The organism is Terriglobia bacterium (assembly GCA_020073185.1).
Lineage (GTDB): Bacteria > Acidobacteriota > Terriglobia > Terriglobales > Acidobacteriaceae > JAIQGF01.
Genome location: JAIQFT010000016.1, coordinates 1 through 19,950 on the forward strand (window position 1 = coordinate 1; position 19,950 = coordinate 19,950).

A 19,950-nucleotide genomic window follows, 5' to 3' on the forward strand; every position below is an offset into this window, starting at 1 on the left:
GTGAAAGCTGTGCGCTTGCAAAACCGCCACGCACACGCTGCTCAATCGCACGCGCAAACAATGCGACGGCATACTCCCGGAACTGTCAAACTTTGGGAGCCTCCCCGGCAGAGCCGGGGGAACTCCTAGTTGCATTAGCTCTTCGTCGGTTCCCTACTCCGCTTTGCCTCTGGCGCGTGCACCTCGACTCTTGTCGTCCGGGCGCTTAAACTTAAGGCGCCGCACTGAGGGCGGCGCGGTACCCAAGTGGTAAGGGAGAGGTCTGCAAAACCTTTATACGTGAGTTCGATTCTCACCCGCGCCTCCAAAACTGCCCTTAGCTCTTAGCCGTTAGCTTCCGGAGACTCGGGCAACGCAAGACATGCCGATCCCAGTCTAATTGTATGGCGCCGATGGAGGCGCGCCGGGAATGCATAGGCATGACTACATCACCACGCTGCTGATCGCCTGTACGCTTGCTGCGCCGCTGGTGAACGTCGGCTGCGCAGAGCACAGATACGCCCGCGTATACGACCCCTACCGTCGCGACTACCATCGCTGGAGCCCGGGCGAAGACGCCTACTACCGCCGCTGGGAAACGGATAACCATAGAGAGCATCGCGAGTGGGCTCAGCGCAGCCCCGAAGAGCAGAAAGAATACTGGGGTTGGCGGCACGGCGGTCATGGTGATCACGACCACGACAAACACTGATTCCCGGGGAGTTCGCGTCGCGACCTGCCGATCCGCCGTCCACGCCCTTGACCAAAGACACGCCGCGCGAAGCTCGCGTACCACTAAGCTTCACGCGGCTGCTGCCCGGCTTTGGTAGAGAGGCACGAACTCCTCCGCTACAAAAGCCTCGTACGAAGTCGGCGAACTATTGCGTGCGGAGCGTTGCTCCCACGCCCGCATGTACCCCGAATTCATGGCAGCAGACATTTCCAGAATAAGATTGGCCGTGTTCAGTGAGAGGCCGGTTTGCGTCAACCCCATGCGCACCTGCTCGTCAGGCGCCTGAATGTATGCGAGGTCAGGGTTACCGATTGCTGTGCCGATGATCGCCGCGGCTTCGGTCATGCTGATGTCGCGCTGTCCCAACAACTCGTGGGTCTCCCGCTTGAAGTCGAGCCCCCACAGTACCTCGGCGGCAAAGGCGCCGATATCGCGGGTGGCAATCATCGGGAGCTTCAGGTCGTGGCGCAAAGGCCCGGAGGTGATGCCGTGGGCTTTAATGATCCCGATTTGCGCGAGAGTGTTTTCCATGAAGTAGCCGGCGCGTAGATGGAAAACGTTGAGACCTGCAATGCGATTGAGCCGCTGCTCAAGATGATGCAGCCCCACCACCGGCCCGGTGTGCTCAGATTTGTCCGCCCCGATGCTGCTGAGGGAAACCGCGTACTCGACCCGCGCCTTCTCGATGGCGGCGGCGATTGCTTCTGTGAGGCGGTCTTGAAACGCGCGGAAGTCGTGGCTCCGCATGTCCGGCGGAATCATGACGTAAACCGCCTTCGCCCCAGTGAAGGCATTGGTCAGCGTCTGCGAGTCCGAAATGTCGCCGACAAATGGTTGCGCACCTTTTGCCGCCAGCGCTTTCAAACGCTCGGCATTCCAGCCAATCGCCCGAACTTGTTGCCCCTTGGCCAGCAGGCTGTTCGCAACCACACCTCCCGTGTTCCCGGTTGCACCCATGACAACGTACATAGCAGTCTCCTTTTCAAGCCTTAGATGATGGATGAACCTCGGAGTGCTGCCTGAATATTCGCCTGTGCGGCGGCTTCGCTGTTCCAAGAAAGGGGATAAGCAGCCAGCGCGGCGTCACCGACAATGCAGCTTGGGACCGCGGCCCAGCTGCAACCGGTTCGGCAGACCCGAGCATCCAGCCGGAGGAACGGCTCCGCGCGCGGTTCAAGGTTTACGCAGGCAGGCGCACCTGGCACTGCGGAAGGGGCACTGCAGCCAGTATGCCTACGCGGCGTCGTCACAATCCTGAATGGCAGGGCGAACCTGAAGGACCGAACTCAGTTGCGTGGTCTCCAACACCTCACGGATTCGCTTCGAGGGATTTGTCAGTTGGATGGTTCTATCTCCATCCTTCGCCCATTTTTCCAATGCGACCAAAACTCCCAATCCACCTGCGTCAATTGTCTCGACGCCGCGGAGGTCGATCTGAAGATGGCGTTTGTCCTGAGACATTACTGCCCGGAGAAGGTCATCGGCTCCGTCACCGCGAACGATCCTACCCGAGCAGCGCAGCACTGTAACGTGCGGGAAATTATGAATTTCAAACCTGAGCACTTGGCCCTCCACGAACGGTTGCAGGCTCGCGTATGAAGATGAATACGTCGTTACAGAACGTCTGGTTCTGAAGGATATTCGCCCTGCAAATTAGACGTTTCAGGAGCCCAGACGTTTCCAAAATTGAGCTGGGGCGAGAGTAGCGCAATCCGGTTGGAACTGCGTGAGGGGGCGCCTGAAACAATCACCTGGGCTGCCGCGCGGACAATGGACCAACGTCGATGCAACAGCCTGAGTTACGATTGCCACTCCCAGCCGCAAACACAGCGCAGGGTTTGGTTTGGAGACGATTTGCACAAGACGCCGTTGCACTGGGGGCAAGAGCGCATCCAGACGCCGTTCTCTGAATCAACAGGCTCCAATCCTCTCCTGGGCGTAACGAGGGCGCCCCGATCATCATCGATGCAGACGGTTTCTAGTCCCATACTGGCGCCGTTCACGAGAACTGCGACAAAGTGACCCTGCGTAACGTGGCCACAATCACGCCGCACGACGAATGATGGTTGCCGGTTCCTGCTTCTTCCTGGCCATCTGCGCCGTCTGGTTGGCCAGGCAGCGGCCGGCTTCGGGCGCGGCGCTAACCATGGTATCGGAACCGCATACGCACCATGAACACGTCCAGCACTCAGGTTTCTTGCGAACCAGGCCTCCGGCACGCAGACACAGCGCCGCTTTGTAAACATCGGTGCGAACGTGAGGATAAGGTAGCACCGCCACAACATAGGCCAACCGTGAACCGGAACCAACAGCCTTGGCGCATCTGGCGGAAGTAGTCGTACACTGCTAAATCCGCCTTTGGAACATGCACAACGGGGAAATCTCGGCGCAACACGGCGCATCAAGGCGCACTGTCCAGGCAGCGCCCGCTCCCCCTACCCTGCCTCGCGGCTGCCGAGACAGTTGGGTTGCGCAATCATTTCGGGAACTCCGGGCTGGGATGTGTGATGACGGTCACATTCAAGTATCCGGGTGCGTGCGACGATGGCCGGGAATTCTGACCACGGTACATGAGCCGTCAGCCCTGGGAAACATCGGCCCTGAGTGTTGTGGGAGGCACCGTGACCGATTCCAAATTCAAAGAACGACGCGGCCAGCACCGCACTCGCTTCGAAGCTCCGGCGACCGTGACTGCGGGCAAGCACAGGATCGCCGCGTCCACGAAAGACATCAGCGACCGAGGACTGTTCTTTTTCACCGACGCTCGTTGCAAAGTGGGCAGCGAGATCGACATCGTTATTCGATTGCCGGAGGGAGTGGGATTGCCGTTGAGCGGTATGGTTTGCTGCCATGGGCGCGTCGTTCGCTCGAATTCTGCTGGCGGGCAGTACGGCGTTGCTATGCGGATCGACCGTATCGCCGCAGTGCCGCAGGCATAGGCCCGCCGATTCGGCGCTCTTCGGCCTGCAAGGCCACGTGTGAGACCATTCGCTCTTGGTGTTCCCCAGAGCCGCACCCACATGTTTCGCTTACTCGATCGAACCAAGGAACATATTCCGTTTCAATTGCATTCCTTCAAGGTTACGAAGAACAGGGCTGCGGGTAGAGTCAGGTTGTTGCTGCTGGGCAAGGAGGCTCTCATGCGGCGCATTCTGCAGATTTCAATCATCATGACAGCAGTCGTCGTCGGTTGCGTGGCGCAGACGCAGATTGACGACATCTGGAAGAAAGCGAATCAGAAGGCGCAATCAGCGAACCTGAGCGGAGCCGGCCTGAGTACCGACAAAATCACGGCCGGGCTGAAAGAGGCGCTCGCTGTGAGCACTGGCAAGGCGGTGGCGACCACCGGCAAGCCGGATGGGTTTCTCAAGAACGAAGCCATCAAGATTCTACTTCCCGACAAGCTTCGGAGTGTTGGGAAGGGGATGCGGCTCCTTGGAATGGGATCGCAGGTGGACGAACTTGAAGTGGGCATGAATCGCGCCGCTGAGCAGGCCGCTCCACAAGCCAAGCAGATATTCCTGAGCGCTGTAACCAAGATGACGTTTGATGATGCCCGCAAGATCCTGTCGGGCGGCGATACGGCGGCAACCGAATATTTCAAAGGGCAGACCTCCGCGCAACTGACCACGGCGTTCAAGCCCATTGTTCACAAAGCCATGGTGAATGTGGGCGTCATCAAACAGTACAACGCCATGATGCAGAACTCCGTCGCCGGCCCCCTGGGAGCCCAGAACTTCAACCTTGATGACTACGTCGTAGGGAAAACACTGGACGGGCTTTTCTACATGCTGGGTCAAGAAGAGAAGAAAATCCGCAAGGACCCGGTAGCCCGGACAACTTCCCTGTTGAAGGAAGTATTCGGAAAACGGATGTGACGCGGCTTCGGCGAACAGAGAATTCGATCGGAGGCTCCGCTGTGCTGGAGACGGACCTCGGGTGGCGCATCGCGCGTTAGTTTCCCGCCGTAGCCATCGAGGATGACGCGAAACGCCGCGCGGCATTCACCAGTCCGCTTGCCCATTGCGGAGTTGCCAGGGCATGCACGTGTGTGTAGCCCGCCCAGACGTTCCCGGACACGATGCCGTCACGGTGCTGCCAGGCGCCAGAGCCACGACGGACTTCGCAGACGGTGTCGAGCGTGTCAGCCTGCAATTCGATCCGGGAGTAGTGAAATTCATGGCCGCGAATCACCAGCCCGGATGGATAAAACGGATTCTGGCGGTCAACCAGCAATTCGGTGTATCCGTGGCCCTGGGCCGTACTGCACACATGGGCGTCGAAGGGGAACAGGCCCGCCATCGGATGGCGCGAGCCGTGCCAGACGATTCCCCGGGATAGCAACATCAAGCCGCCACATTCGGCGTAGATCGGCAGCCCACTCTGCGACGCCTCGCGCACGGATTGCAAGAACGACGTGTTCGCCGAGAGCGCGGCGGCGTGGACTTCGGGAAAACCTCCGCCGATATAGAGCGCCGACAATCCTGCGGGCAACCTGCCGGCGGTAAGAGCGGAAATGGGAAGCAGTTCGGCGCCGGCGCTCTCCAGCGCTTCCAGGTTCTCAGCGTAGTAAAAGCTAAAGGCGGCATCCCTAAGATAGCCGACTCTTAAATGGGAAGCGTCGGGCAGATTGGGTTTCGGCTCAAGCTCGGCGCGCAGAGGTCCGGCGGTGCGCGCGATGCGCACAATGGATTCCAGGTCCAGGTGGAGCACGACTTCGGCGAGCAGTTTGCTTTCCAGCGCCTCGCGCGCCGTGTGGTCGTCCGGCGTGACCAGACCGAGGTGGCGCTCGGGCACGAGTTCGCCGATGTCGAGCTTCGGGACAACCCCGACGACAGGAATGTCGGAAACCGAGGCAATCGACTCGCGCACAATCTGCTCGTGTCGGCGGCCGTTGACGTGGTTCAGTACCAGGCCGGCGATCTGCAGATCAGGATCGAGCTGCCGCGCGCCCAGGACGAAGGCGGCAGCGGTGCGCGTGACTTTCGTGACGTTCAACACCAGCAGGACCGGCGCCTGCAACGCCTTGGCAAGCGCGGCGCTGCTGTGAGTGCCGGCGACATCCATGCCGTCGAACACGCCGCGGTTGCCTTCGATGAGGTTCAACCCATCGGAAACCCCGTGGCGGGCGAAGGATGAAACGGCGCAATCGAAGCCCATCAGGTAAGTATCGAGGTTGCGCGCGGGATTGGCCGACGCCCAACTCAGCCAGGCGGCGTCAATGTAGTCCGGGCCTTTCTTGAACGCGCGAACTGCAATACCGGCGCGGCGCGCGGCGAGCAGTAGCGCCATGGAGACAATGGTTTTCCCGCTGCCGCCGCCCAACCCGGCGACAACCACGCGCGGCAATGTGCGCTCCTCTTTCACTGCAAGCCGCCTAGCCGGCACTGGTCCCTTCCTCTTTCGGTGGCAACTGGATGTAGGAGCCGCCCAGATAGGCGTAAATACAGCGGCCGGAATCAATGAGGATGCGAATGGCCTGTTTGCATTGCTCCTTGTTGCAAGCTTCCTCTCCAAACTTGGCTACCATGGCCTTGGTGAGATCGCCGGCCTTGAGGTTCTTCTTCCCGGCACATTCGACGATCAGGGCGTACATTTCCTCGGCGATTTTTTCGACGGGTACCGCTTCCGGCATAGGCCCTCCCTGAAAACTCAATCCGCGCACGCAGCCGCGAGGCTGGTCTTGCACGACTCCGGTTCCGTGCGACGCGCGGTGACCAGCGCACTGTCGCCGCAGATGATGGTGGATTCCACAACCGCAAAACCTGAGCGCTGCAGCGCCGCAGTGAGCCGGTCCGACGACCAGCTATGGACGATGCCGTCGGCCACCTGGCGCGCCAGCGCCCGGAGGGCGGCATGCGGCGCCGGTTGGACGCCCACGGGCAGCAGCGAATCGTGGCACAGCAAAACGCCGTCCGGCGGCATGGAAATTTGCGACAGGAGACCGGCAATGTCGGGTGTGCCGCACCACTCGAGCACGCCCGAGAGTATCACCGTTCCGAACTCTGCGCGGGGCACGCCGGTGCGGTCGCCGGAAAACGGGTTCCAGCCGTGCACTGCCAGTTCCGGCCAGCGCAGTGCGACGGCTTTGCCGTAGGCGACGTATCCCCACCCAACCACGAGCAGCGGGCCGGCGGGCGGCGCGTCGAGGCGGTTCACCACCTCGGCGGCGGCCAGGGCGGCCAGGCACTCGGCGGCCTGCGAGCGCAATTCCTTGTTCCGGGCGACGAACCCGGTTTGATGGCCGTGGCGCGCGAAGTCCGAAAGCGCGTCCCAGTTGCAAAACTGGGCGGCGTCATAGAGGAGCGCGGCGCGCAGGCCCTGCGGCGAGGTCTGGCGCAGATAACGCGACGCCAACTCAAGATTGCGGTAGCCGTCGGCGCAGGATTCGACCAGGCGCAGCGCAACAAGTGTGTTGAGGATCTCGCTGAGCGCCGCTGCGTCGAGACCAAGCTCGTGGGCAAGATCACACACCGGCACGGGCTCTTCCAGCGCGTCGAATAGCTCATTCTGCAGAGCCCACCCCAGCACCTGCGCGCCGAAGCCGGCGGCCGCCAGACGGAAAAGCTCGTCGGGCGCCGGCCCCAAAACCGCGGAAGTAGCGCGCGCGCGGCTGAGGTCGCGCTGGGAATGTTTCAACCTCTCGCGCAGCCGCACCACTTCGCCGACAACGAGAGTTGCGGGGGGTTTCAACGCGGCACGGCGGCACTCTTCAGCGATGGTGGCGAGGGTTCCGGTGACAGTGAATTCGTCGTGCCAGAACGCCTTCTGGACCATGGCGGAGGGGGTTTCCGGGGCACGGCCAGCGGCGATCAGCTTGGCGGCGATCTTGTCCACGTTGTGGACTCCCATGAGAAATACCAGCGTGTCGAGGCGCGCCAGGGCATGCCAGTCCATGCGCGCTTCCGTCCCGTTGGCGTTGTGGCCGGTAACAATGGCGACCGACGACGCGGCGTCGCGATGGGTGACGGCGATGCCCGCGCTCAACGGCGCCGACAAGGCGGAACAGACGCCGGGGATGACTTCAAACGGAATGCCGTGGTCGGCGAGGTACTCGGCCTCTTCGCCGCCGCGTCCGAAGACGAACGGATCGCCGCCCTTGAGGCGGATGACGACTCTTCCCTCGCGCGCTTTTCGCACCAGCAGTTCGTTGACTTCATCCTGGCGCGAGTCGTGCTTCCCGACCGGCTTGCCCATATAAATGCGCTCCGCCGACGGACGCGCGAGGGCCAGCACTTCTTCCTGGATCAGGCGGTCGTAAACAATGACGTCACCCGTCTTGATGAGTTCGGCGGCCTTGACGGTCAGCAGTTCCGGATGACCCGGACCCGCGCCCACCAAATAAACTTTTCCCGGATACATGATCAGACTCGAATGAGTTCCATATCCGGATTGCGGACCACGCTTGCGCGTGGTCCGCAACCCAGGTGTTCTACAAGTACGCTCGGCTGATGGCGACCAGCACGAACAACAAGATGACCCCGGTTCCGAAGGTGTACCAGATCAACTTCTTTTCAATCGGAAGCAGGGGCTCCTTTTCTCTTTCCATCTTTTGCAGTTCATCTTTCAAACGCACATCTGCCATACATCACCCCTTTACGATTGGTGGCAACACTCCGGCGAAGAACAGCCAGGAAATCAGCAGGCCGACCCAGATGATGAACCCGAACAGGCACAGCACGTAGACGCCTGCCAGCTTGGCAATTCCTTCCTCCCAGAGCTTGCGGAAGTTGGAGAGCACACCAATGGCGAAGAACGTAAGCACGAAGAACAGGGCACGAAGGACGTTGGCCTGCCCCATCGACGCCTTGACCTTCGGGATCAGGGCCGGAGCCAGTACGCCGATCGCCAGCACGATCACGAACGTGGCAACGTACCCGAGGATGAATTTCGGGAAGCGCTGCCAGATCGCGGAGGCTTTCACCTTTTCGCCCTGCTTGTGTTCGATCTTAGCCGACCACACCCACGCCAGAATGAACGCCCACACGCCGATGAAGATGTCGATGAACACCTTCACCGTGGTGCTGACGCCCATGATCCAGTTGGGAGCGTAGTTGACCCCGGTTGCGGCCATGGCCTTGGCGCGAATCAGCGAATCGGCAATCGCGCCGCTAGCCACTGCCGCGCCGTCGGTCTTCACCGCCAATCCCATCCAAGCGCCCGCCACCATCGGCTGTCCATAGAGCCAATGCTGCGCGGCGAACGGAAGGATCATCAGTTCGACCACGGCGAAAATCACGACCAGCGAAGACACCATGATCGGCACAATCGGGCGTGCCTTGATGGCGCTGCCGGTGGCAATTGCCGCCGACACCCCGCAGATCGAAATACCCGACGCCAACGGCGCCGCCCACTCGCGGCTGAACCCGAAGTACTTGCGCGAAACGAAGTACACGATCGGCCAGTAGATCAGGTAAGCCTCGACGATGGCGCACGCGCCGCGGAAGATCACGGAAGTGGCAAGCGCCCGCTGCTCCAGCGCGGCGATACCCAGGAACCCACCCAGGATGACGATCGCCGTCTTGATGTAGAGCTCGGGCCGGATTGCCTCTTTCATGCTCTTGGCAACGCCCGGCAGGAAATTCCCCACGATCAGGCCCGCCAACAATGCCAGGATGAATCCCGACTCGTTGGTCAGGTTGAGCGACCATGGGATCTTCAGCGCCGCCCGCTTATCAGGAGTCGCTGCGATGTAGGCCCAGCTTCCAATAAACCAGCACACGTAACTGATGAAGAAAACGCCGGTAAAGCCTTTTGCGAAGGATTTGAGGTTGGCGCGCAAGGCCTTCGCGCCAGCCAGTAGGATCGCCAGCAAGAATATGTAAGTGCCGAGCAGAGAAACCAGCCCCGGCAAAGTTTTATAAGCTTTCGACGCGGGTGCGAGTGCCTTCGCCGGCGCGGTCCAAACCGCCGTCGTGACTACCCACCCCAGGATGTCGGCCCCGAACAGCAGGCCGAGTGAAAGTATGAACACCCCCAGACCGATGCACACCGAGAGCCAGTCCTCGCTCAGCCACGGTTGTGGCGGCGGAGCCGCAGGACGTGCTTCTCGCGGTGGCGCCGGTCTTGGTGGCGCCTCAACCAACGTTGCCATGGTTCACCTCACCTCGCGTACAGAAACCGTGATCTTGTAGAACACGGTGATCATTAACGCCCCAATCGCCCACACCCCCAAAACGATGGTCCATTCCGGGGCGGTGGGCGAATATCGAGTGACCGATCCCAGCGGCGAAGGCACGAAGCCGCCGACGATCAGCCCTAGCCCTTTTTCGATCCAAAGAGAAACAAACACCAACACCGACGCGGCCGCCAACAGGGTGTCTCGCTCCCGCAGCCTGGGGACCAGTAGCAGGACCAGCGCGGCCATTGCCGCAGCGACCGAAATCCACATCCACGGAACCAGGTGGCGCTCCCCCTCGAGCCCCACGAACAGGTACCGGAAATGCTCCATCTCCTCGGGAATGCGGCTGTAGAAGACCGTGAACAGCTCGAGGAGAACAAAGAACACGCTGATCGACGTCGCGTAGGCGACAATCACGCCCAACTTGCGGATGGCCTCCTGCCCAACGTCGAATGACGTCAGCCGCCGCAGCAGCAGGCACAGCAGGATCAGCAAGGCCGGTCCGGAGGCGAACGCCGATGCCAGGAAGCGCGGCGCCAGGATTGCCGACAGCCAGAACGTGCGGCCCGGAAGCCCGCTGTACAGAAACGCGGTTACGGTATGAATGCTGACTGCCCAGGGGATGGAAAGGATCGCCACCGGTTTGATCCATCGCGGCGCCGGCACTCCGTTGTGCTCTGCACTCAGCATCACCACCGAAATCACCGCGTTCAGCGCCAGGTATCCGCCCAGCGATACCATGTCCCAGAACATCACCGAGTGCAGCGTGGGATAGCGCAGCACGTTCAGCACCCGCGCCGGCTGTCCCATGTCCACCAGGATGAAGAGCATGCACATGGTCACGGACGAAACCGCGAGCAGCTCGCCAAGAATCGTGATCTTCTGGAATTGCCGGACGTCATGCAGGTAGTACGGCAGCACCACCATCACCGCCGACGCCGCCACGCCGACAAGAAACGTAAACTGCGCGATGTAGAGGCCCCAGGTAACATCGCGACTGAGCCCGGTGATGACCAACCCGTAGCGAAGCTGCCGGAGGTAGCAGACACCGCCCAGCGCGATCAGGACCAGCAGAAATGCGAGCCAGCCCCAGTACCTGCGGCTGCCGACCATCGCCTTTTCAAACATGAACATAGGCGGTCAAACCAAATAGAAAATCGACGGGCCGGTGCCCAGCTCGGGCGTGCGCTGGATCGAATAACGAGCGCGCAAAACTTGACGCACGGATGACTGTTCGTCGTTCAGGTCGCCGAAGAGGATGGCTTTCTGCCGGCACGCCTCCACGCACGCCGGCGCGCGCCCGTTCGCCAACCGCTCCTCGCAAAAATTGCACTTCTCCACCACGCCCTTGGTGCGCGTGGGAAATTCCGCCGTCAGGTTGCGGATATACGGCCGGGGATCGGACCAGTTGAAACTCCTCGATCCGTAGGGGCATGCCGCCATGCAGTAGCGGCAGCCGATGCAGCGGTGCCAGTCCATCATCACGATGCCGTCTTCGCGCTTCCACGTGGCCGCCGTGGGACACACGCGCACGCAGGCGGGATTGGCGCATTGGTTGCACAGGATTGGCAGCACATGCCCTTCCAACGCCCGCCGCGTGTAATCGGTCTGCTGGAAGGAGAAGACTTTTTCGTATCGCTCTTTCCACACCCACTTCACTTCGCGCTCGCGCTCGGGGATGTTGGGGACGTTGTGCGCCAGACGGCAGGCATTCAGGCAATCGTCGCAGTCCTTATCGGCACGGCATTTCTGGAAATCAATCACCATGCCCCAGCGCTTGGCGGCGGCTGACGCTTGCGGAGCGGTAGGATCGGCGGCGCTGATCGCCTGCACCGCCTTGGCCGCGCCCGCGCCCGCAGCCGCCAAACCTGCTACGCAAAAAAATTCCTTGCGCGTGATCTTCATGGCGTCCTCCGGGCGACGGAGGTCGGGTCCACATGGCAGTCCCAGCAGTACGGGCCTGAAACGGCCGCGTAGGTATGGCAGCGATCGCAGAACTCCCCTTTCTTGGTGTGGCACTCGCCGAGACAGGTGGCAGAGAGATTGACGCGGTATTTCTTGCCGTCGTACGAGGTGTAATCCAGGCGGCGCTCGCGCACCGCGCCTTCGCGCCATTCGTTGAGCAGCTTCATGTGCGAGGCGCGCATGAACGCGACCGGCGCCACGCAAGTCTTCTGCTGTTCCGGCAATTTCAACTGCGGCCCCGCCGCCGTGGTTTTGGCGTAAACCGCGTGCCAGACGGGATACGTCGCCATGGCGACGAACAGCAGCAAGCCGATCGCGATCAGCACCCGGTCACGCATGGGTTGCCTCCGCTGACAGCGGTTCGCCGCGCAGATCGGCCGTGCGTGGCTTCTCGCCGCGCATGACGAGAGCGTTGCCGAGCAACTCGTGCACGCCCCCGACTTCCACGCCCGGCGCCCAGTACTCCATCAACGTCGGCAACGTCGCCTTATCAATGGCGCAAATGCAGGCCAGCAGGTTGACGCCGTGCCTCTCCTGCACATACTTGACCGCGTTGGCGCGGGGGAAGCCGCCGCGCAGGCGCATTTCCAGGTTCTCGTCCGTGCCCAGGCCGGCGCCGCTGCCGCAGCAGAAGGTCTGCTCGCGGATCGTGTTCTCCGGCATTTCGAAGAACCGGTTGCAGGCGTTGCGGATGATGTACCGCGGCTCCTCCAGTAGGCCCATGGAGCGCGCCGGATTGCAGGAATCGTGATAGGTGACCCTCCAGCGGTCGTTGCGCGAGGCATCGAGCCGCAACTTGCCGCTGTGAATCAGGTCGGCGGTGAATTCGCAGATGTGCACCATGCGCGTCGAGCGCGCGTTCTCGAATTTCGTCCCAGTGATCGGCGACACCGGCTTTTCCAGGAAGTCGGCAGGACCGTTCATAGTGTCCATGTACTGGTGAAGCACGCGCCACATGTGGCCGCACTCCCCGCCCAGGATCCACTTCACGCCCAGCCGCTTGGCTTCTTCGTACACTTTCGCGTTCAGGCGTTTCATCAGCTCATGCGAGCTGAACAGCCCGAAATTTCCGCCCTCGGAGGCGAAGGCGCTGAAGCTGAAGTCCAAGCCGATCTCGTGGAACAGCATCATGTAGCCGAGCAGCGTGTAGTAGTGCGGCTCGGCGAAGTAATCGGCCGACGGCATGACGAACAGAATTTCAGCGCCCTTGCGGTTGATCGGGACGTCGACCCGGATGCCGGTGATCTCTTCCAGTTCGTCGGCCGCGAATTCCAGGCTGTCCTTGAAGCCGTGCGGCTGGATGCCGAGGTGATTGCCGGTGCGGAAGCAGTTCGCCGCCGGCTCCAGCACCCAGTTGGTGTTGCAGCCGATCAGGTTCAGCAACTCGCGGCCGATCATGGTGATCTCGGCCGTATCAATGCCGTACGGGCAGAAGACGGAGCAGCGCCGGCATTCGGTGCACTGGTAGAAGTAGTAAAACCATTCCTTGACGATGTCTTCCGTCAACTCGCGCCCGCCGGCCAGTGAGCCAAAAATGCGGCCGGCCAGCGTGAAATAGCGGCGGTACACGGAGCGCATCAATTCGGCGCGCACTACCGGCATGTTTTTCGGGTCGCCGGAGCCGACGTAGAAATGGCACTTGTCGGCACACGCCCCGCAGCGCACGCAGATGTCCATGAATAGCCGGAACGACCGGTATTTCTGCAACCGCTCCTTCATGCCTGCCAGCAGAATCTGTTTCCAGTCGGGCGGGAGCTTCCAATCGGCGTCGAAGGGCTGCCAGTCGCGCGGATTCGGCAGACCGAGGGCGCGGACGTTTTTGGCCGCGGCGCTATAACAAAAGACGCCCTTGCGGAATTGAACCGCAGGGTCCTTCCAGTTACCGCCCGGCTTTTTCGCCTCAATCTGCAGAAGCTCTGGTGGCATGGTCGGCCTCGAGCGGAATCTCTGCTGCCTTGAGCTTGTCCCGGAAGTCGTCCTCCCACTCCGCGTAACTGTGAGTCTTGACCGGATAGTTCCAGGGGTTCACGTGCCGTTTCGCACGGTTGTTATTGGCAAGATTTCGGGTCGGGCTGAGAAACACTCCGCCCATATGCATCAGCTTGCTGAAGGGGATGTACGCCGCCAGTACACTGATCAGCGTCAGGTGCACGGCAAACACCGAACCCAGCGCCGCCGGATGCACCGGGTGAAACGCCGCCAGCCCGAGCGCGAACTGCTTGACGGCGACCACGTCCACGCGGGTCACGTAGCGCATCAACAGGCCGGATGCGGCAATGCCGATCAGCGTCAGCAGCGCGAAGTAGTCGCTGAACTGCGAAATGTAGCGGACCACCGGGTCGCGGAAGCGGCGCAACAGCAGGTACGCGAGCGCGCACGCAAGCACGATGTCCGAGACGTAGACGGCCGGCACGCCGAGTTGGAAAAAGCTATCGATGCGTGCCAGCGCAACGACCAGCGCAGGCACGGGCTCGATGAACAGCCGCAGATGTCGAACCAGGATCATGAGCAACGACCAGTGAAACGCCAGCGCCGCCAGCCAGAGGTACTTTTGCTCGGACAAGATCAGCCGTCTCTCGCGGAGCCCGACCTGGCTGTTGCGGAAGAGCGAGCGGAAGAGGAGGATTTCCAGCCCCATGCGGCCCAGCACGCCGCTGGTGGTTGAGGGATTCTCCAACGACGCGCTCTTGATCCAGGGCAGTGATGCTTGCTGCCCGCAAGTGGTCGGGATGCGAAACGGCACCGGCGCCGCCGCCCATTGCACGACGCGGTAGCAGAGGCCGGCGAGGAAGACGGCAAAGCCGGCATAAGCGACGGCGGCCATCCACGCGCTCCCGCCGATCAACACTCCTGCCCCGGCGGCTACCATGACCGCGCCGAGGGCCCCGAATACGTACACCACCTGCATCTCTTCGCCTCACGGATGGCGCAGCGCCGGCCGTACCCGCAGGCGGCGCCGGGCCTCGTTGGCGCGAATCTCGGCGATCTGCTCGCGGCACAGCATGTACCGGTCGAACGCCATGAGCGCGAGTTGATCGATGCGCGCCTCGATCATCGCCGGCCGCGCCGGATTCGATCCGCGCACGATGGGCCGCAGCAGGAACACGAACCCGACCGCTTGGCTGGGCGTGAAATCCTGCACTACGCGAATACGCACGATTGCGTCCAGCGCCGGCGCGATGTTGCCTGCGTCCATGTTGCCGAGCACTTCCTGCAACAATACGGCCATGCTGGTGTGCAACGCGTGCCCCACAGGGTTGCGGAATCGATCCTTTTCCGACGCCAGAAACTTGGCGCTCAGGTGGGGAAAGGACTCCAGAGTCTGCGCCAACCACTGCTCCACCAGGTCATCACTGCTCGCCATAACATCACACGCAGCCCGTTGGTTTGGGCAGTCCTGCCAGCTTGCACGCACCTTTGGCCGGCCCGGACGGGAACAACTGATAAATCTCGCTGAGCTTGTATCCCGTCTCTTTGCAGAGCTTCCGCACCATGGGCGCGATGCCGAACTGGACATAGTAGTTGCGGATGTAGTTGATCACCTTCCAGTGCCCGTCGGTGAGGTCGGTGATCGCCTCGGTTTGCGCGAAATCCTTGGCCACGTCCTGGTTCCAGCGCTCGGGTTCCTGCAGAAATCCGTCTTCATCCACTTCGTACTTGCGTCCTTCGAATTCGAATACCGGCACGGTTCTGACCTCGCTTAGTTCAGCTCGATGTATCCGCAAGGGCATGCTTCCACGCACTTCTTGCAGCCATTGCAGAGTTCGAGCTTGATCTTGTAATGCTCGCCCTTGGGCAGTTTCACGAAACAGTTGTTGGTGCAATACATCCAGCAGGTTTCGCAGTCCATGCACATGCCGCACGACATGCAGCGCTTGGCTTCTTCGACGACCTCGGCTTCGGTGAGGCCGAACTGGATCGCCGGGGAAACCTCAGCGTGCGGCGGCGCCGCCGGATACCAGTCCAGCTTCACCCGCTCCGCCTTGATTACTGGGGGAGGGGCGGCTTTGCTCTCCGGCTGGCGGCCGGACAGAAAACCGTGAATTGATTCCGCGACCGAGCGTCCCTGGGCGATTGCGGGACTGATGGTGTTGGCGACGCGCGCGTCCAGCTCACTGACTTCCACGTACGGGCCGGCAGGAGACTCGGGAACAAGTTCGCCTACCACAACGGCGCCCTCTCCATCGCGTTGGACGGCGAGCTGCGATGCCTTCTGCAAACCCATGGCGAAGAAGACGGCGGCGTGATCGCGGCGAATATCGGCGAGGGTTACGTCTCGCCCGATCGCCGAACCGCATTTGATCTGCACCCCTAAGTCGAGCAGGTTCTTAATCTCGGCGTCCAGCACCTCCCCGGGGATGACGCTGCGCGGCATGCGGTAGCGCATCATGCCGCCCGGTTGCGGCGCGGCATCGAATACCGTTACCGCGTAGCCGTGGCGCGCCAACTGGTACGCGCACGAGAGTCCCGCCGGCCCGGCGCCCACGATCGCCACTTTTTCGGCGACCGCGCCGGTTGCCTTCGCGAGCTTGAACCCGTGCGCGATTGCATAATCGCCCAGGAATCGCTCGACCAAGTGAACCGCGACCGCGCCATCCTTCGCCTTGCGGTTGCACGCCAGCTCGCACGGGTGTTGGCAAGTCCTGCCGCAGATCGCGGGAAACGGATTGCGTTCGGCGATCCGCTTCCATGCCAGCTCGAACGCCTGCGCTGGCGTTCGTCCGTACGCCGACGCCTGTGCCAAGCCGACCAGCACGTCGCGGATGTCATTTCCGTGCGGACAACGGTCCGCGCACGGCGGCGTCATTTCCACATAACGGGGGCGCAACGGGCTGACATCGCCAGACCCCGCTGTCGCCCCCTTGATCACCGGCTTCTTGACTTCCTTGAATAGCCCCATGAGCCCATTCCCGCTGCCGCGGGCCTCAGGCGCAATCAGTACTTGATGTGCGCCGACCTCGCATACGTCAACCCGGCATGTTTGAAGTCGTCAATGTGGTAGCGGGTGAACTCGAACCCGGTGAGCTGGAAGAACCGCGGCCAGCCAACGCGCTCGATCCACTCGCCCACGCGTTCGTACTTGCGGGCGTTCTTGGCGTACACGTCCACGATCTTGACCACCGCATCCACCACCTCGGGCCAGCGCGGCGGATTGTTGGGCAGGAACGGAACCGCCAGCTTGGAGAACTTCGGCGCGCTGCGCGCGTTGCTCACCTTGCCGCCCACCCAGATCGAAAGCCCGTCGTGCTCCGGGTCGTTCATTGGCATGGCCGGGCATACCGTGTAGCAGTTGCCGCAGAACATGCATTGCTCCTCGATCAGCTCCACCGAGGGCTTGCCCTCATACGTTGCCGGGCGGATCGCGCCGGTGGGACACGATGCGATCAGCGTCGGCACCTCGCACACCTTGGGCAGGGTGGCGTGCTGGATTTTCGGCGGCACCGTATGAATGCCGAGAATGGCGATATCCGAACAGTGCACCGCGCCGCACATGTTCAGGCAACAAGCCATCGCGATGCGCAGCTTGGCCGGCAAGTCCTGGTGGGTAAAACGGTCGTAGAGCGCGTCCATCACCGCCTTCACAATGCCGGACGCATCCGTCGCCGCCGAGTGGCAGTGGACCCAGCCCTGTGTGTGCACGATGTTGCTCAGCGAATTCCCCGTCCCGCCGACCGGGAAGCCAAGCTGCGCCAGTTCCTGCTTGAGCGGCTCGATGTTGTTCCGCTCTTCCAGCAGGAACTCGATATTGTTGCGGCTGGTAAAACGGAGGTGCCCGCCGCAGTACTTGTCCGCCAGGTCGGCGAACTTACGCAGCGTCTGCACCGCCATCAGCCGGGGCGTGGCTGCGCGCACGGTGTACAGCCGGTCGCCCGATTCCGCCACGTGACACAGCACGCCCGGCGCCAGCATTTCGTGATACTTCCATTGCCCGTAGTTCTTCTTCACCAACGGAGGCAGGAACTTCTGGTAATGCGGCGGTCCAATGTCGGTGATGCGTGGAGTCTTCGGTGCCGTTGTCATTGCGCGCCTCCGTTCTTGGTTTCGAAGAATATGTATGGGTTGTCACGCGGCGCCGACACCATCTCCGCCACCGGTTCCAGACCGATTCCGTCCAGGAACGCCGGCATGCCCACGCGCTGAATCAACTCGCCCACCCGCTCGCGGTTGGTGCCGTACTCATCCCAGAAGTCCCAGATCCGTTTGACCAGTTCCTTCAACGTGTCCAGCAGTTCGGCCGCGGGAACAAACGGGATCAGGACCGAGGAGAGCAGCGCCCCCTGCATGATCGGCGCCTTGGCCCCGATCAGGATGACCGCGCCGCGTTCCTTGCCGGGGCGCAGCGCCTTGGGCAGCACGTTGATGCAGTGCATGCAGTGCACGCATTCGCGGTTGTCGATCGAGAGCTTCTTGCCGTCCCAGCCCATGGTTTTGGTGGGGCAGAGATCGCAGACCTCTTTCTGGATATCGACGCCAGCGGCGGCGTAGTTGGCGACCTCCGCATCGTCAACCTGGATGTCGTCCTTCCACGTCCCGATGACGGAAAGATCGGCGCGCGCGATGGAGGCGACGCAATCGTTCGGGCAGCCCGCAAACTTGAACTTGAACTTGTAGGCGAACGCCGGACGATGCAGTTCGTCCTGGTAAGCCTGGGTGACGTCGTAGCACAGCTTCATGGTGTCGAAGCAGGCCCACTCGCAGCGCGCCATGCCCACGCAGCAGTTGGGAGTGCGCACCGCCGAACCGGACCCGCCCAGGTCGAAGCCGTTTTGCGCCAATTCCTGGAACGCAGGCTCAAGTTGGTCGGTAGTCGTTCCCAGCAGGATGATGTCGCCGGTGGAACCGTGCATGTTGGTCAGGCCCGATCCGTGCCGCTCCCAGATATCGCAGATCGTCCGCAGCGCATCGCTGGTGTAAAACCATCCCGCGGGATGGTTCACGCGCATGGTGTGAAAATGCGCGACCTGGGGAAATTCTTCCGGGAGGTCGCTGTAGCGGCCGATTACGCCGCCGCCATAGCCGAGCACGCCGACCATGCCGCCGTGCTTCCAGTGCCCCTTCTTCTCCTCGTAGGAACGTTCCAACTGGCGGAGCAGGTCGGTTGCTTTTTCGCTGCTTTGCGAGGCTGATTTGATTTCCTTGACGAAGCTGGGCCATGGGCCTTGTTCCAACTGGTCCAGCAGCTCGGTTTTCGGTTTTCCGTTGGTGGCATCGGCCATGATGTCTCCTTTGCCTCCTGCCAATTTCCGCAGGAATGCAAGTGGGCTAACGGTTCAGCCTAGGCCCGCTAGAACGCGCTGAATGTGACCCGGGTCAAGCAAGGATGTGATCGGCGAGTACATCACAGGCCATAAAGACAGTGATCACAGGCACGATGTGATAGTGGGGGTGCGCCGCCTGCCGGACGAAGTGGCGCAATGACCGCTGTTGATGCGGGTCCCGCTGGGGTACCATGTTGATATCGCGAAGCCCCCTGGCAGCGAGGATGAGGGATGGACCTGTTTCCCATTTTGGTCCGATTGCGGGCCCGCCGATGCGTCGTGGTAGGCGCGGGTGAGGTTGCGGCCTCCAAAGCGGAGGCTCTGCTGGCTGCCGGCGCGCCGGTGATCGTGGTTGCGCCGCGCGCCGGTGAATGGGTCCAGGAGCAGGCGCGGGCAGCCCGCCTCACCTGGCATCAGCGTGAGTTCGTGCCTCACGACCTTGACGGCACGTTTCTGGTGATCGCCGCTACCGATTCCCCTAGTGTGAACGAAGCAGTTTTTCGCGCCAGCGCCGAGCGGGGGATGCTGTGCAATGTCGTAGACGATCCGGAGCACTGTGATTTCTTTTATCCCGCGGTCGTGCGCCGTGGAGCATTGCAGATTGCCGTCTCCACCAGCGGGCAGAGTCCTGCCCTGGCGCACCGCCTGCGTGTGGAGTTGGAGCAGCAGTTCGGGCCGGAATACGAGCACTGGGTAGAGCACGTCGGCCGGCAGCGCCGCGAAATTCTTGCCCGCAACATGACAGAGGAAGACCGGCGCCGGTTGCTGGACGAGATTGCCAGCCGCGCCGCGTACGAGGAATTTGTCCGCGCGCGCCCCACGGTCACCGAACCCGCGCAAAAGGAATGACCGGCGGCCTGCCGCTCGGTAGTCCAGCCTGTGATCAACACCAC

At 61.9% G+C, this 19,950-nt stretch carries 21 protein-coding genes and 1 tRNA gene; 5 read left to right on the plus strand and 17 right to left on the minus strand.

Annotated elements, in window-relative coordinates:
• Positions 1-232 precede the first annotated feature (232 nt).
• Positions 233-307, plus strand: a tRNA-Cys gene (locus LAN64_07665).
• 102 nt (positions 308-409) lie between these two features.
• Complete coding sequence (locus tag LAN64_07670) at positions 410-691, plus strand: hypothetical protein (GenBank protein MBZ5567714.1); 282 nt, start codon at positions 410-412, stop codon at positions 689-691.
• Positions 692-781: 90 nt separating this feature from the next.
• Here LAN64_07670 and LAN64_07675 read toward each other — a convergent pair whose 3' ends face one another.
• Both LAN64_07675 and LAN64_07680 read right to left on the minus strand, forming a co-directional pair.
• Complete coding sequence (locus LAN64_07675; protein ID MBZ5567715.1) at positions 782-1,681, minus strand: NAD(P)H-binding protein; 900 nt, start codon at positions 1,679-1,681, stop codon at positions 782-784.
• A gap of 264 nt (positions 1,682-1,945) precedes the next feature.
• A complete protein-coding gene (locus tag LAN64_07680; protein MBZ5567716.1) occupies positions 1,946-2,275 on the minus strand; it encodes an STAS domain-containing protein in 330 nt (109 codons plus the stop codon).
• Between the two features lie 1,007 nt (positions 2,276-3,282).
• On the opposite strand from LAN64_07680, the gene LAN64_07685 reads away from it, so the two are divergent.
• Together LAN64_07685 and LAN64_07690 are read left to right on the plus strand one after the other, a co-directional pair.
• Positions 3,283-3,651, plus strand: a complete 369-nt coding sequence (locus LAN64_07685; GenBank protein ID MBZ5567717.1) for a PilZ domain-containing protein — start codon at positions 3,283-3,285, stop codon at positions 3,649-3,651.
• Positions 3,652-3,882: 231 nt separating this feature from the next.
• Positions 3,883-4,590 carry a DUF4197 domain-containing protein gene (locus LAN64_07690; GenBank protein ID MBZ5567718.1) on the plus strand — a complete coding sequence of 236 codons (708 nt, stop codon included), beginning with the start codon at positions 3,883-3,885 and terminating at the stop codon, positions 4,588-4,590.
• A gap of 76 nt (positions 4,591-4,666) precedes the next feature.
• Here the strand turns inward: LAN64_07690 and LAN64_07695 are convergent, their stop codons facing one another.
• The 15 genes from LAN64_07695 to dsrA all read right to left on the minus strand — a co-directional run bounded on the left by LAN64_07695 (position 4,667) and on the right by dsrA (position 19,015).
• Positions 4,667-6,079, minus strand: coding sequence for a cobyrinate a,c-diamide synthase (locus LAN64_07695; protein ID MBZ5567719.1), 1,413 nt, complete (start codon positions 6,077-6,079; stop codon positions 4,667-4,669).
• Positions 6,080-6,089: 10 nt separating this feature from the next.
• Entirely contained in the window at positions 6,090-6,347 is a 258-nt protein-coding gene (locus LAN64_07700; protein MBZ5567720.1) for a hypothetical protein, read from the minus strand.
• Between the two features lie 17 nt (positions 6,348-6,364).
• A complete protein-coding gene (cobA, locus tag LAN64_07705) occupies positions 6,365-8,074 on the minus strand; it encodes a uroporphyrinogen-III C-methyltransferase (GenBank protein ID MBZ5567721.1) in 1,710 nt (569 codons plus the stop codon).
• Positions 8,075-8,144: 70 nt separating this feature from the next.
• Positions 8,145-8,297 carry a hypothetical protein gene (locus LAN64_07710; GenBank protein ID MBZ5567722.1) on the minus strand — a complete coding sequence of 51 codons (153 nt, stop codon included), beginning with the start codon at positions 8,295-8,297 and terminating at the stop codon, positions 8,145-8,147.
• A 3-nt stretch (positions 8,298-8,300) separates the two neighbouring features.
• Positions 8,301-9,806, minus strand: coding sequence for a YeiH family protein (locus LAN64_07715; GenBank protein MBZ5567723.1), 1,506 nt, complete (start codon positions 9,804-9,806; stop codon positions 8,301-8,303).
• 3 nt (positions 9,807-9,809) lie between these two features.
• Positions 9,810-10,961: a polysulfide reductase NrfD gene (gene nrfD / locus LAN64_07720; protein MBZ5567724.1), complete on the minus strand. Its 1,152-nt coding sequence runs from the start codon at positions 10,959-10,961 to the stop codon at positions 9,810-9,812.
• Positions 10,962-10,973: 12 nt separating this feature from the next.
• The gene (locus tag LAN64_07725; protein ID MBZ5567725.1) at positions 10,974-11,738 is read right to left on the minus strand and encodes a 4Fe-4S dicluster domain-containing protein; all 765 of its coding nucleotides are present in this window, start codon (positions 11,736-11,738) and stop codon (positions 10,974-10,976) included.
• Positions 11,735-12,136, minus strand: coding sequence for a sulfate reduction electron transfer complex DsrMKJOP subunit DsrJ (gene dsrJ, locus LAN64_07730; protein MBZ5567726.1), 402 nt, complete (start codon positions 12,134-12,136; stop codon positions 11,735-11,737). The genes LAN64_07725 and dsrJ overlap by 4 nt, the downstream gene beginning before the upstream one ends.
• Positions 12,129-13,724 carry a (Fe-S)-binding protein gene (locus LAN64_07735; protein ID MBZ5567727.1) on the minus strand — a complete coding sequence of 532 codons (1,596 nt, stop codon included), beginning with the start codon at positions 13,722-13,724 and terminating at the stop codon, positions 12,129-12,131. The genes dsrJ and LAN64_07735 overlap by 8 nt, the downstream gene beginning before the upstream one ends.
• Positions 13,699-14,706, minus strand: a complete 1,008-nt coding sequence (gene dsrM / locus LAN64_07740; protein ID MBZ5567728.1) for a sulfate reduction electron transfer complex DsrMKJOP subunit DsrM — start codon at positions 14,704-14,706, stop codon at positions 13,699-13,701. Before dsrM ends, LAN64_07735 begins: the two co-directional genes overlap by 26 nt.
• Positions 14,707-14,715: 9 nt before the next feature.
• Positions 14,716-15,162, minus strand: a complete 447-nt coding sequence (locus LAN64_07745; protein ID MBZ5567729.1) for an RsbRD N-terminal domain-containing protein — start codon at positions 15,160-15,162, stop codon at positions 14,716-14,718.
• A gap of 4 nt (positions 15,163-15,166) precedes the next feature.
• Entirely contained in the window at positions 15,167-15,529 is a 363-nt protein-coding gene (locus tag LAN64_07750; GenBank protein ID MBZ5567730.1) for a TusE/DsrC/DsvC family sulfur relay protein, read from the minus strand.
• Positions 15,499-16,698, minus strand: coding sequence for an FAD-dependent oxidoreductase (locus tag LAN64_07755; protein MBZ5567731.1), 1,200 nt, complete (start codon positions 16,696-16,698; stop codon positions 15,499-15,501). The genes LAN64_07750 and LAN64_07755 overlap by 31 nt, the downstream gene beginning before the upstream one ends.
• Before the next feature lie 35 nt (positions 16,699-16,733).
• A complete protein-coding gene (gene dsrB / locus LAN64_07760; protein ID MBZ5567732.1) occupies positions 16,734-17,819 on the minus strand; it encodes a dissimilatory-type sulfite reductase subunit beta in 1,086 nt (361 codons plus the stop codon).
• The gene (gene dsrA / locus LAN64_07765; GenBank protein ID MBZ5567733.1) at positions 17,816-19,015 is read right to left on the minus strand and encodes a dissimilatory-type sulfite reductase subunit alpha; all 1,200 of its coding nucleotides are present in this window, start codon (positions 19,013-19,015) and stop codon (positions 17,816-17,818) included. The genes dsrB and dsrA overlap by 4 nt, the downstream gene beginning before the upstream one ends.
• A 273-nt stretch (positions 19,016-19,288) precedes the next feature.
• Here dsrA and LAN64_07770 point away from each other — a divergent pair, with 273 nt between their 5' ends.
• Positions 19,289-19,906, plus strand: coding sequence for a bifunctional precorrin-2 dehydrogenase/sirohydrochlorin ferrochelatase (locus LAN64_07770; GenBank protein MBZ5567734.1), 618 nt, complete (start codon positions 19,289-19,291; stop codon positions 19,904-19,906).
• Positions 19,907-19,950 lie beyond the last annotated feature (44 nt).